This is a genomic window from Polaromonas sp. P3_A5 (assembly GCF_056403055.1).
Map to the genome: position 1 here is coordinate 3014418 of NZ_JBFUGF010000001.1, position 14248 is coordinate 3028665.

Annotated in this window: 17 protein-coding genes; 12 read left to right on the forward strand and 5 right to left on the reverse strand. The window is 63.4% G+C overall.

The features are described 5' to 3' along the window. Positions 1-16: 16 nt before the first annotated feature. The gene (locus AC1DU8_RS14445; protein ID WP_457279191.1) at positions 17-892 is read right to left on the reverse strand and encodes an alpha/beta hydrolase; all 876 of its coding nucleotides are present in this window, start codon (positions 890-892) and stop codon (positions 17-19) included. Between the two features lie 424 nt (positions 893-1316). On the opposite strand from AC1DU8_RS14445, the gene AC1DU8_RS14450 reads away from it, so the two are divergent. Further along, a complete protein-coding gene (locus tag AC1DU8_RS14450) occupies positions 1317-2243 on the forward strand; it encodes a LysR family transcriptional regulator (RefSeq protein ID WP_457279192.1) in 927 nt (308 codons plus the stop codon). A 187-nt stretch (positions 2244-2430) separates the two neighbouring features. Then, the gene (locus AC1DU8_RS14455) at positions 2431-2634 is read left to right on the forward strand and encodes a hypothetical protein (RefSeq protein WP_477666327.1); all 204 of its coding nucleotides are present in this window, start codon (positions 2431-2433) and stop codon (positions 2632-2634) included. A 36-nt stretch (positions 2635-2670) separates the two neighbouring features. Here the strand turns inward: AC1DU8_RS14455 and AC1DU8_RS14460 are convergent, their stop codons facing one another. Further along, entirely contained in the window at positions 2671-3612 is a 942-nt protein-coding gene (locus tag AC1DU8_RS14460) for a DUF808 domain-containing protein (protein WP_457279194.1), read from the reverse strand. A gap of 204 nt (positions 3613-3816) precedes the next feature. After that, entirely contained in the window at positions 3817-4164 is a 348-nt protein-coding gene (locus AC1DU8_RS14465) for an ElaB/YgaM/YqjD family protein (protein WP_457279195.1), read from the reverse strand. Positions 4165-4499: 335 nt separating this feature from the next. Between AC1DU8_RS14465 and AC1DU8_RS14470 the strand changes: the two genes are divergently transcribed. Further along, complete coding sequence (locus tag AC1DU8_RS14470) at positions 4500-4679, forward strand: hypothetical protein (RefSeq protein WP_457279196.1); 180 nt, start codon at positions 4500-4502, stop codon at positions 4677-4679. A 149-nt stretch (positions 4680-4828) separates the two neighbouring features. Here the strand turns inward: AC1DU8_RS14470 and AC1DU8_RS14475 are convergent, their stop codons facing one another. Continuing rightward, entirely contained in the window at positions 4829-5350 is a 522-nt protein-coding gene (locus tag AC1DU8_RS14475) for an N-acetyltransferase family protein (protein ID WP_477671480.1), read from the reverse strand. A gap of 183 nt (positions 5351-5533) precedes the next feature. Between AC1DU8_RS14475 and AC1DU8_RS14480 the strand changes: the two genes are divergently transcribed. Next, positions 5534-6130, forward strand: coding sequence for an LURP-one-related family protein (locus tag AC1DU8_RS14480; protein WP_457279198.1), 597 nt, complete (start codon positions 5534-5536; stop codon positions 6128-6130). Positions 6131-6172: 42 nt separating this feature from the next. Beyond that, positions 6173-6484: a 2Fe-2S iron-sulfur cluster-binding protein gene (locus tag AC1DU8_RS14485; protein ID WP_457279199.1), complete on the forward strand. Its 312-nt coding sequence runs from the start codon at positions 6173-6175 to the stop codon at positions 6482-6484. Here AC1DU8_RS14485 and AC1DU8_RS14490 read toward each other — a convergent pair. Further along, the gene (locus tag AC1DU8_RS14490) at positions 6424-7119 is read right to left on the reverse strand and encodes a GNAT family N-acetyltransferase (protein WP_457279200.1); all 696 of its coding nucleotides are present in this window, start codon (positions 7117-7119) and stop codon (positions 6424-6426) included. The two genes, AC1DU8_RS14485 and AC1DU8_RS14490, sit on opposite strands and share 61 nt — an antisense overlap. Before the next feature lie 49 nt (positions 7120-7168). Here AC1DU8_RS14490 and AC1DU8_RS14495 point away from each other — a divergent pair, with 49 nt between their 5' ends. From AC1DU8_RS14495 to AC1DU8_RS14525, 7 genes are all read left to right on the forward strand, one after another. Next, on the forward strand, positions 7169-8101 hold the full coding sequence (locus AC1DU8_RS14495; protein ID WP_477688811.1) for a LysR family transcriptional regulator: 933 nt from the start codon (positions 7169-7171) through the stop codon (positions 8099-8101). Between the two features lie 148 nt (positions 8102-8249). Next, the gene (locus tag AC1DU8_RS14500) at positions 8250-9245 is read left to right on the forward strand and encodes a M14 family zinc carboxypeptidase (RefSeq protein WP_477689133.1); all 996 of its coding nucleotides are present in this window, start codon (positions 8250-8252) and stop codon (positions 9243-9245) included. A 1-nt stretch (position 9246) separates the two neighbouring features. Further along, a complete protein-coding gene (locus AC1DU8_RS14505) occupies positions 9247-10005 on the forward strand; it encodes an alpha/beta fold hydrolase (protein WP_477688810.1) in 759 nt (252 codons plus the stop codon). Positions 10006-10260: 255 nt separating this feature from the next. Continuing rightward, positions 10261-11346 carry a hypothetical protein gene (locus AC1DU8_RS14510; RefSeq protein ID WP_457279203.1) on the forward strand — a complete coding sequence of 362 codons (1086 nt, stop codon included), beginning with the start codon at positions 10261-10263 and terminating at the stop codon, positions 11344-11346. Positions 11347-11491: 145 nt separating this feature from the next. Continuing rightward, positions 11492-11911: a hypothetical protein gene (locus AC1DU8_RS14515; protein WP_457279204.1), complete on the forward strand. Its 420-nt coding sequence runs from the start codon at positions 11492-11494 to the stop codon at positions 11909-11911. A gap of 166 nt (positions 11912-12077) precedes the next feature. Then, entirely contained in the window at positions 12078-12866 is a 789-nt protein-coding gene (locus tag AC1DU8_RS14520; RefSeq protein WP_477688808.1) for a c-type cytochrome, read from the forward strand. Then, positions 12863-14149 carry a c-type cytochrome gene (locus AC1DU8_RS14525; RefSeq protein ID WP_457279206.1) on the forward strand — a complete coding sequence of 429 codons (1287 nt, stop codon included), beginning with the start codon at positions 12863-12865 and terminating at the stop codon, positions 14147-14149. Before AC1DU8_RS14520 ends, AC1DU8_RS14525 begins: the two co-directional genes overlap by 4 nt. Positions 14150-14248: the final 99 nt, after the last annotated feature.

Genomic DNA, 14248 nt, shown 5'->3' on the forward strand with positions numbered 1-14248 from the left:
AAAGGAACTGTGAAACTCAGGAATGGGTCGCATGCGCGGCCAGCGCATCAGCGAAAAAACGGGTGTACTGCTCATGCAGGACAGGGCCCCAAGCAGCCTTGTGGTCGCAAGGCTGCAGATAGCTGCAGGGCCAGCCGGTCGGCACCGGCAACACGGTCTCGTGCGCAACCAGGCCTGCGGCGCGCAGCCGTGCGGCGTAGGCCAGCGTTTCGTCGCGCAGCGGGTCGTCCTGCGCCGTGATGAGCAGCGTCGGTGCCAGGCCGGCCAGGCGGAATGCGGCGCCGGGTGCAGCGTAAGGGTGGCTTGCGTCTTCGGCCCGGGGCAGGTATTTGTGCCAGCCGTCGGCCCAGGTGCAGCCCACTGGCCCGGCTTCGGCGTCGCGCAGCGAAGCGGTCGCAAGGCATGGGTCCAGCATCGGCGACATCAGGATCTGCCCCGCCAGAGCCGGCTCATGCTGGTCACGCGCCATCAGCGCCACGGCTGCAGCGATATTGCCACCGGCCTCTTCGCCGGCCACAAAAACCGGCGCACCGACGCCGACCAGCTTGTGGCGGGCCTTGGCGGCCCAAACCAGCGCGGCATAACCTATTTCGACTGCATTGGGGAAAGGGTGCTCTGGCGCCAGCGGATAGTCCAGCGACATCACCACTGCGCCGGCTTGGGCCAGCAGCCCGGCTACGCAGGAACCGCCTTCCAGGGATCCGCCCACAAACGCGCCGGCATGGAAATGCACCACCAGGGGTGAAACGCCCGTGCCGCTGCGGCGGCCGTAAAAACGCACGTCCAGCGGCTTTTTCAGTGCCAGCTGGATCTGTTTTTCCACCCAGGGAGGGGGGCTTTTGTCGGCGCCTGCGGGGACGGGCTGTGGGCTGTTCATCTTGGCGAGCCGCACGCGGCTCCTCTTTGTTGCAATGCAGCAGAAGATACGCGCGGCAGGTCGCTTAATAAATAGCCGTTTTGTTTATACTTTATTTCACCAGTGCAACAATGAGGGGTAGCAAGCAGGCTTCTCCTCTGAAAATCACGGCCCCCCATGAAAGCTCCCATGAACATCCGAGCGCGGAGTTTCATCCTTCCCTGTGGGGCAAGGTCAATTGGGAGTGGGCAATCCCGGAAAGTTCTCAGGGCTATTTCGCGCCCCGCACCTGAACCGGCTGGGCTGGTCACAATCGCCCCTCGCCGTTTTGCCGATGAGCCCCTGTTGGCAGATGCACCTCTTCCCCGGCAGCCATTTTTAATTACCGCCCCGTATCCCTCTTGCGGCGCCCGCCAGGCAAGGCACGCGCTGACGGCCCTCACCAGAACAGGACTCTTTCATGGATAAATTTTCCGCAATGCAGGCCTTTGTACGGGTTGTGGAGGCCGGCACGTTTACCAAAGCGGCAGATTCCATGGGTATGCCCAAGCCCACGGTGACGCGCCTGATCCAGACACTGGAGCAGTCACTGGACACCAAGCTGCTCAACCGCACCACGCGCAAAGTCACGGTGACGGCCGACGGTGCGGCTTACTACGAGCGCGCGGGCCGCCTTCTGGGCGAAATGGAAGAGCTTGAGTCGAGCATGTCGCGCGCCAAGGCCAGCCCGCGTGGCCGGCTCAAGGTGGACATTCCCTCTTCACTGGGCCTTGCGGTGGTGATTCCGGCCCTGCCCGACTTTTATGCGCGTTACCCGGACATCCAGCTGGAGCTTGGCGTAAGCGACCGGCCGATCGACATCCTTGCAGAAAATGTCGACTGCGTGATCCGCGGCGGGCAGATCACAGACCAATCACTGGTGGCGCGCCGCATCGGCGAGTTTTATTTGATGTCCTGCGCTTCACCCGCCTACCTCAAACGCCACGGCGTGCCGCAGCACCCGCGCGAGCTGCAGGCGCACAAGCTGATCCGCTATTTTTCGCCGCGCGACGGCAAGCTTTACACCGTCAACCTGCAAAAAGACGGCGAGGTGGTGGAGATCGGCGGGCACCACCAGCTGTCGGTCAATGACTCGAACGCAGGTGTGGCGGCGGCGCTGGCGGGCCTGGGTATCCTGCAGACGCTCACCTTCCTGGTTCAGCACCATATCAGCAGCGGTGCGCTGGAACCCCTGTTCAACGGCTGGTGCTCCGAGGCCAAGCCCATTCATGTGGTGTACCCACCCAACCGCCACCTGAGCAACAAGGTGCGTGTTTTTGTCGACTGGATCGCCGACCTGTTCGCCAAACACGACCTGATACAGCGCAAGAGCAGCTTGCCGCAATAAACGCGGCAGACGACGCGACAGCCGCTACACCGAATGCATCGGCATTTTCCGGCGTCCCCAGCTTCCTACAGCTGGCGTCATCCGCAGACTACACCGCAGGACAACCCGCGGGAGTAAGGTCAGTGGCTGTCCCGCGTTTGCACGCCTGCGTTCATACACCGCCTTCCTTCCCTGCGAAAGACCACCCATGCCAAGACCCAAAGTTGCCGCGCCCGATACCGAGAGCCGAAAGGCACTGGAGCAGCGCGCGCGGGAAGCAGCCATGCCCGCACCACCCCGTGAAAAAGGCCGCTGGCCATTTCCGGTGCCGGACGACCAGCCCGCCGGCAAAACTGAAGGCCGCCACGAGGAACCGGAAAAGGCGGCCAAGCCAGGAAAGTCCGGCGACTAACTGCCGGATTCTCCATTCGCTCTCTTCTCTTCTGTGTCAGCGGCGCGCCAGGACGCGCTTGACCAGCACGGCAACAAACAGCACCAGCGCACCGGCGATCAAGCCTGTGAGTGCGTCCATCAACAGCGGCGTGAGCGCGGCCAGCAAAGCACCTGCTCCGCCTATGGCCGACGCTTTTTGTGCGAGCAGCTCGATCGCGTGATGCAGCGGCGCAAAGCCGTGCGTCAGAATGCCGCCGCCCACCAGGAACATCGCGATGGTGCCTGCCACAGAAAGGCCTTTCATGAGCCAGGGAGCGGTCAGCAGGATGGCGCGGCCTGCGCCGCGCTGCAAGCGGCCCAGGGCGCCGCCTCCTTCACGCTGGCTGAGGTAAAGCCCGCCATCGTCCAGCTTCACGATGCCTGCCACCAGGCCATAAACCCCCACCGTCATCAGGAGGGCGATACCGCCCAGAACAGCCACCTGCGTCACGAAGGGACTGGCCTGCACGGTGCCCAGCGTGATCGCGATGATTTCAGCGGACAGGATGAAGTCGGTGCGGACCGCGCCCTTGATCTTGTCTTTTTCAAGCGCCAGCACGTCTACGTCCGGGTTGGTCAGTGCGGCAGTCAGCGCCTCATGCTCGGCCGCCTGTTCGTCTGCGCTGTGCATGAATTTATGCGCGAGTTTTTCAAACCCCTCGTAACAGAGAAATGCACCGCCCACCATCAGCAGCGGCGTGACGGCCCACGGTATGAACGCGCTGATAGCCAGCGCGGCCGGTACCAGGATGGCCTTGTTGACGAAGGAACCTTTGGCCACAGCCCAGACCACCGGCAACTCCCGGTCTGCCTTGACCCCTGAGACCTGCTGGGCGTTGAGCGCCAGGTCATCACCCAGCACGCCGGCGGTTTTCTTGGCGGCCACCTTGGAAAGCAGCGCTACGTCATCAAGGATGGTGGCGATGTCGTCGATCAATGCGAGAAGGCTGCTGGCCATATGTAGGTTCCGTGTGCCGGCGCAAGGCCGAAGGGGTGAGCAAAACTTGCAAGGCCCGGCCGTGATGAGCCCGGCCGGCAGGAGTCCGGTGCTGCTGTTATGCGTTGTGGTGGCACCGAAGGCGAAGGCCTACTGTACCCAAATCCAGCGCAACAAAAAGCCGCCCCGCAGGCGGCTTTGGATGGGCGTCAGAGCGCTAGATGCTCAGCGCGCCGTGAGCCGTCCCAGGATAAAACCCAGCGCCAGGGCGGCACCGACAGCCTCCAGGGGCCTTTCCTGAACCCACGATTTCGAGGCGTCAATGGCCCGGCCTGGCGCTTCAGTCACCCGGCGGGTCTGGTCGGCAAAGCGGTCAGCCACAGTGCTGGCACCGCTGGCCAGCTTGTCGACGCCTTCGTGCGCGGCGGAAGACGCGCGGTCTACCGCACTGCGGGCCGGCTCAGCCACCTTGTCAATGCCGCTGTGGAGCGCTGCTCCGGCAGACTCGACGCCTCGCTGCAGAGGGTTGTCAGTACCGGAAGCCGTACCGGTGGAGGCTGTGGTTTTGTCCATGATGCTTCTTTCAAAAAAATTCCGCAAAATACCTCTGGGATCTATCTGAGCCTCGGTGATGACGGGCTCATGGTCGTCCAGAGGTGTCTGCCGACATTAAGCGGCGGCAGGCATGCGGACTGTGCGCAGCCGGATACGCTGCATGTAGGACAAGAGAGTGTTGTGCGCGCCGCGCGGTTGTCGGCCCACACTGACAGGAAAAAGGCCGCTTGGCTTGGCAGCCCCTGTCGCAGTTGCCCGCATCATCGTCCTGAACTCACAAGCCAAAGGCATCCAGGCCAGGCACCGTTGATAAACGCCCTTCCAACGTTTTTGAAACTCCAAGGAGAAGCACAATGCCCAGAATTGGACGACCCGCCCTCAGAACCGGCGCAACCGACAACGGCCAGCCGCGTAACGGCCCACCCGAGGAAGGTCTGGATGAAGACGACGCACTGGAGCTGCCGGTGGAGCCCGATGAAGGGATGCCGCTGATTCCTGATGACGATGAGCGGGTGGTGAATGTGCCGTCGTGAGATCGCGCTGTTGAGGCCTGGTTTGTTCTGTCGTTGGGCTTTTTGCTGAGGGTGGCTGGCCGGGGGTTGCCCGGCCAGCCACCCTCAGCAAAAAAACCAACGCCAGCGCAAGAACCGGCCCGAACAGAATCAGTTCAAAAATTCAGTTCTCAATCAACCACCCGCTTGAGCCGGATCTCTTCCAGCTTGGCACTGCCAAAAGCCACAGTCTTGAGCGACGGCATCTCGCGCTTGAACCCCGCCGCGTGTTCATAAAATCGCAGCGCACGCTCATTGCGCAACAGCACCCACAACGTGACCTGCGTGCAACCCTCTTCTTTCAGGCCCTCGCGCGCGCCGTCCCACAGGGCCAGGCCTGCGCCCTTGCCCCAATGTTCGGGCAGCACATACAGCGCCCAGATCTCACCCACTGTTGATTTGGTGCCGGCATCGCGGGAACGGTCAAAGCCGACGAAGCCCACGATCTCATCTCCGTCCGTGGCCACCAGCAGTTGCGGCTCGCTGAATTCGATGGCTTCGCGCCAGTAAGGCAGGCGTTTTTCTACCGTGATCTTGCCGAGGTAGTCCTCGGGCATGAGGTCTTTATAAGCGGCCTGCCAGGTGGCGACATGAATTTCGGCAATGGTTTTGGCATCACGGGGCGTAGCGGGACGGACGGAATAGCTGGACATGAAAAAAATCGCTTGTGAATCGGTGCGGGAAATGATCGGGGGAGCAGAATTGTCGCCCAAATCGCCTCCCACCCGGCAATACATTCGCTTCACGGCGGTCTGGCGGCAGGATGAATGCCCGGCAAGTGACTTGGGCGTCGGGTACATTCGTCGCACCCTAACACTTACAAGCGCTTGCACATCATGGCCCAAGGTATTCAGTTTCCCCTGCAAATGTCCTTCAAACTCATCGCCTTTGCACCGCAATTTCTGGTCAAGGACGCGCATAGCCAGCCGGTGGCGTATGTCAAACAAAAACTCTTCAAGCTCAAGGAAGCCATCACGGTTTTCACCGATGAAAAACAGGACCGGCAGCTCTACCAGATCAAGGCGGACCGGATTATCGATTTTTCAGCGCTTTATCACTTCACCGATACCCAGGGCGCGGCGCTGGGCGGCATCAAGCGTCGCGGCATGCGCTCCATGTGGAGAGCCGGTTTTGACGTGCAGGACAACGGCGTCACCCACTTCAGCATCAACGAGAAAAGCGTGATGACGCGTTTTCTTGACGGCCTATTCAGCCAGATTCCGGTGATCGGTATGTTTTCGGGCTACCTGTTCCATCCCGCCTACCAGGTGACGAGACCCGACGGCACCCTGGTGGCCGAGCTCACCAAGCAGCCCGCCCTGTTTGAGGGCCGGTTCACCGCCGAGCGGATGGCCCCCGTCAATGAACGCGAAGAGCAGCAGTTGTTGCTGTCCCTGATGACCGTGCTGCTGCTGGAACGCCTGCGCGGTTAACGCAGACGCCGGCGCAGGCAGCTACCCGTACCCGAAGCAGCGATGGACGACCCGGCCCACCCTGGCGATCCGGCGAATGCGGTTCTGTTCAGCGTCCAGCTGAACCCGGAAGGGGTGCATTTCAGCGCCTCGCCGTCCCTGCCGATCCTGCAATCGGCGCTCCAGGCCGGCGTGGCGATGGACAGTTCGTGCAGAAACGGCACCTGCCGCACCTGCATCCGCCGGCTGGCCAACGGGCAGGTGGCTTACCGCATCGAATGGCCGGGCCTGAGCGCCGAGGAAAAGCAGACGGGCTACATCCTGCCCTGTGTCGCGTACCCACTGTCGGATGTGGTGATCGGGCCAGGGGATTGAACTGGCGGGATCTGCCGTAGACCCACGGGAAAAGCCCCGGGCGACGCGGCGCCGTCGCCCAGCGCACGCTGCATCAGCACCGTGTCCACCCACTGGCCGAACTTGTAGCCGACACTGCCCAGCGTGCCGACACGGGCAAAGCCCAAAGCCTCGTGCACCCTGAGCGAGCCCGTGTTGGCGCTGTTGCCGACCACGCCCACCATTTGCCGGAAACCGCGCTGCTCGCACTGGCGGATCAGCTCACGCAGCAGGGCGCTGCCAATGCCGGACTGGCGCATGCCGGGCGCGACGTAAATCGAGTCTTCCACCGTATGGCGATAGGCCGGCCGCGAACGGTAGGCACTGCCATAGGCATACCCCACCACCTCTGCGTTGCGATGCGCCACCAGGTAGGGGTAGCCGCCCTGCAGGATGTCAGCGCGGCGCGAGAGCATCTGCGCGACGCTGGGCGGCTCCAGCTCAAACGTCGCCAGGTTAGTGGCCACGTAGTGCGCGTATATCGCCTGGATTGCCTCCATATGGCTTTCGGCACAGGGACCGATCACCAGGGAACCCCGAGTTTCAGAGGAAGGATCGGGGCGGGTGGCCTGGGGTATAGGTGTGAGGTGCATGCCGCTATGGTTGCGCAACGGCATGCATAAGTAAATATGTCAAAACTTATCAGATTGATTAGAATTTCTTTGCATGCTCAACCTGGACCACCTGCGCACCTACGCCCTCATCGTTGAAACCGGGAGCTTTTCCGGTGCGGCCGAAAGGCTGGGCCTTTCACAGCCCGCCGTCAGCCTGCAAATCAGGCAGCTGGAGCAGAAGCTGGGCGTGCGCCTGATCGAACGCGTGGCGCGCCGCGCAACGCCCACACCCGCAGGGCTTGACCTGATGGAAGAAATCCAGCATGTCAACACCGCCGTAGACGGCGTCATGGCCGCCATGGCTTCCCACTCCTCGAATGTGGCCGGCCGCATCACGCTGGGCATTGGCGCCACGGCCTGCCTTTATTTCCTGCCGCAAATCCTGCGCTCATTGAGGCTGCGGTTTCCCAATCTGAGCGTGGTGGTCAGCACGGGCAACACGGCCGACTTCGTCAAGGCGGTGGAAGGCAACATGCTGGACCTGGCGCTGGTCACGCTGCCCGTCAAACGGCGCGCGCTGGTGGTGACACCGTTGTTCAACGACGAGTTTGTGGCCATCGCACCCAAGCGTGATGCCGCCACGCCCGCCAGGATCACGCCGGCCGTCCTGGCAAAGCGCGAGCTGGTGCTGTTCGAGCCGGCGGCCAATACCCGCGTGATCATCGACCAGTGGTTTCAGGATGCGGGCCACGCCCCCAAACCCATCATGGAACTGGGCAGCGTCGAAGCCATCAAGGAAATGGTGGCGGCCGGCCTGGGCTGCAGCATCCTGCCCGCAATGGCGGTCACCGGCCCAGGGCAGCATGCCGAACTCGTGGTCCACCCGTTGTACCCACGGCTGCAAAGGACGCTGGCCTTGATCATGCGCAACGACAAACCGGTGAACAAGGCCCTGCACCAGGTGATTGCCGCCATTTCACAGCGGGCGGGCGCCGAGCCGCGCCAGCCGGGCTCCCGGCCTTCCCCGCAAAACAACAAGCTGTAGCACGCCTGTCAAACAACTGTGCAAGGATGGGCGGATGCTCCCTCCGCCACTGCCTCCGCCACTGAATAGCGCAGCCGACAGCCCACGCAGCTTTCACAGCCCCTACAGCCTCACGCCGGCGCGGGATGCGGCGGCCAGCTTTTCGGAGATGGAAGAGCTCAAGACAATTTTGCTGGCAGGCAGCGCGCACTTTGACGTGGCCGTTGCGGCCGAAGCGCATACTGCCGGCCCGTCTTTTCCGCTGTATGTGGCGGGCATCGGCTCCCGCGACCCTGCGGCGCCCGCGGTCGGTTTCTTCGGCGGCATCCATGGACTGGAACGCATCGGCACGCAGCTGGTTTTGCATTACATGCGGGCGTTGCTGTTTCGCCTGGAGTGGGACGAGTTGCTGCACCGGCAACTCCAAAAGATCCGGCTGGTGTTCATGCCCATCGTGAACCCCGGCGGCATGTGGGCGCACAAGCGCGCCAACCCCCAGGGCGTGGACCTGATGCGCAATGCCCCCCACAAGGCCGACGCCCGTGTGCCCTTCCTGGCCGGCGGGCAAACCGTGAGCCCCCGGCTTCCCTGGTACTGCGGAAGGCCCGGCATGCCGATGGAAGTGGAAAGCGCGGCCGTACTGCAAGTGGTGCGGGAACAACTGGCCAGCCGGCCCTTCAGCCTGGCACTGGACTGCCATTCGGGCTACGGCTTTGAGGACAGCCTGTGGTTTCCGTACGCCAGGACGCGCCGGCTGATGCCGCACCTGCCGGAGATGTTTGCACTGCGGACCATGCTGGAGCAATCGCACCCGCACCACGCCTACAGCTTCGAGCCGCAAAGCAACCAGTACCTGCTGCACGGCGACCTTTGGGACCATGCCTATGATCGCGCACCGGCGGAGAACATCTTTTTGCCGATGACGCTGGAGCTGGGCTCGTGGTTATGGATACGCAAGAACCCGCGCCAGCTGTTTTCGCGCCACGGCATTTTCAACCCTATTAAGGCGCACCGCACGCGGCGCGTACTGCGCCGCCATGCGGACCTGCTGGATTTCCTGACACGCGCCGCATTTTCCGCGCCGCGCTGGCTGCCTTCGGGCGAACAGCGCGTGCAACTCGCACGGCTTGCCGCAGCGCACTGGCGCCCGCGCAGGGTGGTGTGACATGACCTGGGTGTTGCTCAGGGGCTTGACCCGCGAGGCGCGGCACTGGGGAGATTTCCCGCTGCAGTTGCAGGAAGCCACAGGCCGCAGCCCCGGCCAGGTCATCACGCCGGACCTGCCCGGCAATGGCAAATGGTGCGGGCAGCGCTCCCCACTTTCCGTGGAGGAAATGGTCGAGGCGGTGCGCCGGCAACTGGCGGCGCAGGGCGTACGGCCGCCCTACGCAGTGCTGGCGATGTCCCTGGGCGGCATGGCGGCGGCCAGTTGGGCACAACGCTACCCGGACGAAATTTCGCGGCTGGTGCTTGTCAACACCAGCATGCGGCCCCACGCACATTTTGCGCAGCGCCTGCGGCCCCGCAGTTGGCTGACACTGCTGGCGATGGCTTCGCACTGGCGGAACATTGATGCCGTGGAACAAAAAGTCCATGAACTCACCTGCAAGCGCCAGGAGCAAAGGCAGCAGGATCTCACGCAGTGGCGCTTCATCCGCCAAAGCGCACCTGTGAGCGCAGCCAACGCAGCGCGGCAATTATGGGCAGCCACCCGGTTCACCTGCGCACCTCTTGCACCGCGTTGCCCGGTGCTGGTCCTGTCTTCAGCCGGCGATGCCCTTGTCAACCCGGCCTGCTCCGCGCAGCTTGCCCATGCCTGGCAAACATCGCACCGGGAGCACCCCTGGGCAGGGCATGACCTGCCGCACGACGACCCGCGCTGGGTGTGCCAGCACGTGGCGCCATGGGACAACGCCTGCGCATGAATAGTTCCAGCCCTGCGGGCTGGGTGCCAGCGGGGCGGGACAAATAAGACCCGGCACGGGACAAAAACATCCCACCCCATCAGGCAACGCAGCGACTGGGTTGGGGTGATATTCCTCTTCGAACCCAAGGGACAAATTGGTCCCGCAGCTCCTGTTTTCTGCGCCAAATACCTTTTGGATTCATGCACTTGCACGCGCTGCTCACCTGGCACAGGGTTTGCGAACCTTTGCGGCAAAAGGAGCGCAGCCCACACCATGGCAGACCAAAGGATCAAACGGCACGTTTATCTTCCCGGCCTGGCGGCCTTCGACACCGGCCACCGCAAGGCAGCGGTGATGGAAATGGGACACACCGGTGCCAACAACGAGTTCAAACCAGGCACGGTTTTTGTCGACAACATCGAAGCCCAGCGCGCGGTGCGTGCGCACTACGAGGAACGCCATGCCAGCGTGATGGACAAGCTGCTCGCCGGCAACCTGACGATTCCGCAAAAGCAGCAACTGCAGCGCGAATACCGCGGTTTGAGCTCAGCGATCCGCAACGTCAGGGTCGTGCAGCCCGGCATGGCGCCGTACAACAACCGGGAAAACGGCCCCGCCGATGTTCTGTTCGTCAAGGGCCATGGCAGCCCGCGCAATCCCAACTCCATCACCACCGTGGCAACGCCCGTGGACGAAGACGAACACCACCCGCCGGGCCTGTTCGAGCAGGCAACAAAGGTCAACATCAAGCGCGGCTACAAGATGACGCACACGGCGCAGGACATTGGGACTGCGGTGCACAATATTGCCAATTCCGTGAACAGCCCGGGCCTGGACGTCCGGCTGACATCCTGTGGCAGCGCCGGTACGGTGTCGCGCGACCACGTGGCCATCGGCCCGCGCAATTTGGCCCAGACCTTTGCCGGGCAGGTTTCTGCCACGCTGGATGCCCAGCACGCCGATCCGCGTGTACGCGTCAGCGGGTTCCAGGGCGACAGCAACTCCACATTGCCCAGCCGGCAGGGCGCCGACGATGGTTTCGTCACGAAGATCAAGGAAAAACCCGAAAACCCCAACAACCTGCACCACTTTGTCGATGCCATGGAACGGCAGACAGCCAAGCTCGGGCCCTTGCATGAAGCACTTGAACCCATCAAGCAACCCCTGCGTGAAGTGGCGGTGGCGACCAGACTGAAAGCAAACTTGCCGATGCCCCCGATAGCGTCCCTTGGTGTCGCACCTGCAATGCATGCAAATATGCGGCCTTTCACCAAAATTGTGACCACCGACAACGTCAATACCCAGCGCGTGGCGACCGGGACCCGGACGGCCGCGCTGACACCGATTGACAGGCACTAGGGCGGCACCACGTCCTCCGGGTCCTGCACTTCTTGTAGCGCCAAGGTAACCAGCAACTGAGGTTTGACAAGACTGGGGCTTTTAGGCGCCACCGGATGCCTTCGTGACGGCCCTGGTGCAAAATCGGCTGTCTCCCGTCGACACCATGAACAAGCCCAACCCACCTGCTGCCAGCACAGCGCTACACGACACTGCGGCGGCCGAGCCACTTGCAGGTGCCACCACCCGCCGCAACCGGCGCATCTGGGCATTGGCGCTGGGCACCACCGCCGCCATCTGGCAACTGGACCCCGCCCTGACTGAAATGGCGGAAATGATCGGCATGATTGCCTGTGCCGGCAACAAGACGCTGGCCAGGGACGCCATCATGCAGATGCGGGCGAAAGCGGACGCGCTGCGCGCGCAGATTCCCCCCTTGCCGGGCAGCGCATTGACCAAGGTTGTGCGGCGCGCGGAAGCAGCCTGCGGTGCAGTGCTGGACAAAGGCGTGCGTGTGAAGGAAGTGCAGACCAGCTGGGACCATTTTTTGGCCTGTGTCCGCGCGCTGCAAGACCCCCGCAAGTAGGGCCGCAAGCCCGGCTGCCGTCAGCCGTGCGACTCACTCCAGGGACTTTTGCAGCGGGTCCACCGCGCCCAGCGTCCCGTCAATTTCACCTGTTTTTCATCTGATGTGTTTTTTGGGAGCGCAACTGATGCTGACACCGGCCGCCCATGTGCGGCATGATGGCCCCATGAACCCAAGATTTTTCTCACGCTTTTGCAAGCGTGTGCTGGCCGCGCGGCTGTTGTGGGCCGGCCCGGCATTTGCCATGGCCGTTGCCGCCCAGGCAGCTCCGCCGCCGTTTGAAGACACCATCGCGCAGCGCACCATGGCCTGCACGGCTTGCCACGGGCCCCAGGGCCGGGCAGCTCCCGACGGCTACTACCCGCGCCTGGCGGGAAAACCGGCGGGCTACCTGTACAACCAGCTGCTGAACTTTCGCGACGGGCGCCGCCACTACGGTCTCATGACGCAGCTGATCGAACCGCTCAGCGACACCTACCTGATGGAGATCGCGCAGTACTTCTCCCAGCTCGAAGTCCCCTATCCCGCACCCCTGCCCGCTGCCGCATCACCCGAGGCCATGCGCCATGGACAGCAGTTGGTCATGCAGGGCGACGCTGCGCGCCGGCTACCGGCCTGCGTGCAATGCCACGGCCAGGCCATGACCGGCGTGGCGCCTGCCATTCCGGGCCTGCTGGGGCTGCCACGTGACTACCTCAATGCACAGCTGGGTGCCTGGAAGGCCGGCCAGCGCCGCGCGCACGCGCCGGACTGCATGAAAAATGTGGTGGAAAAACTCACCGTGGAAGACATCAATGCCGTCGCCAGCTGGGTGGCGGCGCAGCCCCTGCCGGCAAGCACCAAACCAGCCACCACGCTGCCCGCGCTCGCACCCGGCGCCGTGGTCATTACCTGCGGTAGCGCAGCAGACATGCCCACTGTGCCGGCTTCGCCCACCAGGAAATTGCAAAAATGAAGACCCTCCTCAAATGGGCGGTGGGCCTTTCCACCCTGGCAGCCGCCGCGGTTTTACTGGTATGGGCGCTGAATGTGCGCGACGAAGTCGACGTGAAGGCGCCTGTGGCTACCGCGGCCCCCAGCGACAGCCTGATTGCCCGGGGCGCCTACCTGGCGCGCGCCGGCAACTGCCAGACCTGCCACACCGTGCAGGGCGGCCAGGCCTATGCGGGCGGGCGCGGCATCGCCACGCCGTTTGGCACAGTGTTCACCTCCAACCTCACGCCTGACGACAAAACCGGCATCGGCAGCTGGTCATCCGCCCATTTCTGGCGCGCCATGCACAACGGCCGCTCCAAAAACGGCCGCCTGCTCTACCCGGCCTTCCCCTACACCAGCTACACACAGGTCACGCGCGAAGACTCCGATGCGCTGTTTGCCTACCTGCGCAGCCTGCCCGCTGCGGTGCAGCCCAACCAGTCCCATGCGCTGCGCTTTCCTTACCAGTCGCAGGCAGCGCTTGCAGTGTGGCGCGCCCTGTATTTCAGCCCCGGTGCATACCAACCGGACGCCGCACGCAGTGCCGACTGGAACCGCGGGGCCTACCTGGTCAAGGGCCTGGGTCATTGTGCGGCCTGCCACACCGCACGCAATGCGCTGGGCGCCAGCGACGCGGGGCTGGACCTGGCCGGCGGGCTGATCCCCATGCAGAACTGGTATGCGCCCTCATTGACCTCGCCGTATGAAGCGGGCGTGAGCGACTGGGACAGGCAGCACATCGTGAGCCTTCTGAAAAACGGCGTCTCACCACGCGCCTCGGTCACCGGCCCCATGGCGGAAGTCGTTCAGCGCAGCACGCAGTATTTGAGCGATGCCGATCTCGGCGCGATGGCGCAGTTCCTGAAAGAGCTGCCGCCCACACACACCACGTCCCCGGAGCCGGCCACCATCAAGACTCAGGGCGAGTCTGTGGAACGCGCCGCCAAGCTGTACGAACAGCACTGCGCCCAGTGCCACGGTGCCAGGGGCGAAGGAATCGCCAATGCCTACCCGGCGCTGGCAGGCAATCGCGCCGTCACCATGAGCCAGGCCGTGAACCTGGTGCAGATCGTGCTCAATGGCGGCTACGCACCAGCCACCACGGGCAACCCGCGCCCCTTTGGCATGCCGCCCTTCGTATTGGTGCTGAACGACGCCGATATGGCGCTGGTGCTGACGCATGTCCGCCAGTCATGGGGCAATAGGGCGAGTGAAATCACGCCGGTGGAAGTGAACCGGATACGGGCGAATACGGGGCGGTAGACGAATCACTGCGCTTCGTTGCGAAGCGGGGCGCAATGGTCGTCCTTTGAATACAACAGGACCCGGGCCGCCAGCGCCTTTCATCTGCAGGACAGCGGC

Coding starts and splice junctions, on each gene's coding strand:
- AC1DU8_RS14455 (WP_477666327.1), top strand. CDS start 2,431: ATGCCAAGACCCAAAGTTGCCGCGCCCGATACCGAGAGCCGAAAGGCA.
- AC1DU8_RS14510 (WP_457279203.1), top strand. CDS start 10,261: ATGGCAGACCAAAGGATCAAACGGCACGTTTATCTTCCCGGCCTGGCG.
- AC1DU8_RS14450 (WP_457279192.1), top strand. CDS start 1,317: ATGGATAAATTTTCCGCAATGCAGGCCTTTGTACGGGTTGTGGAGGCC.
- AC1DU8_RS14470 (WP_457279196.1), top strand. CDS start 4,500: ATGCCCAGAATTGGACGACCCGCCCTCAGAACCGGCGCAACCGACAAC.
- AC1DU8_RS14520 (WP_477688808.1), top strand. CDS start 12,078: ATGAACCCAAGATTTTTCTCACGCTTTTGCAAGCGTGTGCTGGCCGCG.
- AC1DU8_RS14460 (WP_457279194.1), bottom strand. CDS start 3,612: ATGGCCAGCAGCCTTCTCGCATTGATCGACGACATCGCCACCATCCTT.
- AC1DU8_RS14465 (WP_457279195.1), bottom strand. CDS start 4,164: ATGGACAAAACCACAGCCTCCACCGGTACGGCTTCCGGTACTGACAAC.
- AC1DU8_RS14485 (WP_457279199.1), top strand. CDS start 6,173: ATGGACGACCCGGCCCACCCTGGCGATCCGGCGAATGCGGTTCTGTTC.
- AC1DU8_RS14480 (WP_457279198.1), top strand. CDS start 5,534: ATGGCCCAAGGTATTCAGTTTCCCCTGCAAATGTCCTTCAAACTCATC.
- AC1DU8_RS14525 (WP_457279206.1), top strand. CDS start 12,863: ATGAAGACCCTCCTCAAATGGGCGGTGGGCCTTTCCACCCTGGCAGCC.
- AC1DU8_RS14505 (WP_477688810.1), top strand. CDS start 9,247: ATGACCTGGGTGTTGCTCAGGGGCTTGACCCGCGAGGCGCGGCACTGG.
- AC1DU8_RS14515 (WP_457279204.1), top strand. CDS start 11,492: ATGAACAAGCCCAACCCACCTGCTGCCAGCACAGCGCTACACGACACT.
- AC1DU8_RS14475 (WP_477671480.1), bottom strand. CDS start 5,350: ATGTCCAGCTATTCCGTCCGTCCCGCTACGCCCCGTGATGCCAAAACC.
- AC1DU8_RS14495 (WP_477688811.1), top strand. CDS start 7,169: ATGCTCAACCTGGACCACCTGCGCACCTACGCCCTCATCGTTGAAACC.
- AC1DU8_RS14500 (WP_477689133.1), top strand. CDS start 8,250: ATGGAAGAGCTCAAGACAATTTTGCTGGCAGGCAGCGCGCACTTTGAC.
- AC1DU8_RS14490 (WP_457279200.1), bottom strand. CDS start 7,119: ATGCCGTTGCGCAACCATAGCGGCATGCACCTCACACCTATACCCCAG.